The sequence below is a fragment of the Pedococcus sp. 2YAF34 genome (assembly GCF_052114585.1).
GTDB lineage: Bacteria > Actinomycetota > Actinomycetes > Actinomycetales > Dermatophilaceae > Pedococcus.
The window spans coordinates 1-457 of the sequence record NZ_JBFRFA010000105.1; the positions used below are offsets into that span (position 1 = coordinate 1).

Consider the following 457-nt stretch of genomic DNA (forward strand, 5'->3'; position numbering starts at 1 on the left):
AGCTCGTCGACGACCAGGCGGCCAGCCTGATGACCCTGCGCGGAATGTTCAAACTGCAGACCGGAACGCGGCCTCCCGTGCCGCTCGACGAGGTCGAGCCGATCGAATCGATCGTCAAGCGGTTCTCGACCGGCGCGATGAGCTACGGCTCCATCTCGAAGGAAGCGCACGAGACGCTCGCGATCGCCATGAACAGCATCGGCGCCAAGTCGAACACCGGTGAGGGCGGCGAAGACCTCGACCGCCTGCTCGACCCGGAGCGGCGCAGTGCGATCAAGCAGGTCGCATCCGGTCGGTTCGGCGTGACCAGCATGTACCTGACGCACGCGGAGGACATCCAGATCAAGCTCGCACAGGGTGCCAAGCCCGGCGAGGGCGGCCAGCTGCCGCCGACCAAGGTGTACCCGTGGATCGCGCGCACCCGCCACGCGACCGCTGGAGTCGGCCTCATCTCGCC

1 protein-coding gene is annotated in these 457 nt (G+C 67.4%); it reads left to right on the forward strand.

Features of this window, described 5'->3' with window-relative positions; translation table 11 throughout:
- Positions 1-457, forward strand: a 457-nt coding sequence (locus AB4Z02_RS19090; protein ID WP_441972943.1) for a glutamate synthase-related protein, incomplete at both ends; no start/stop codon positions are given.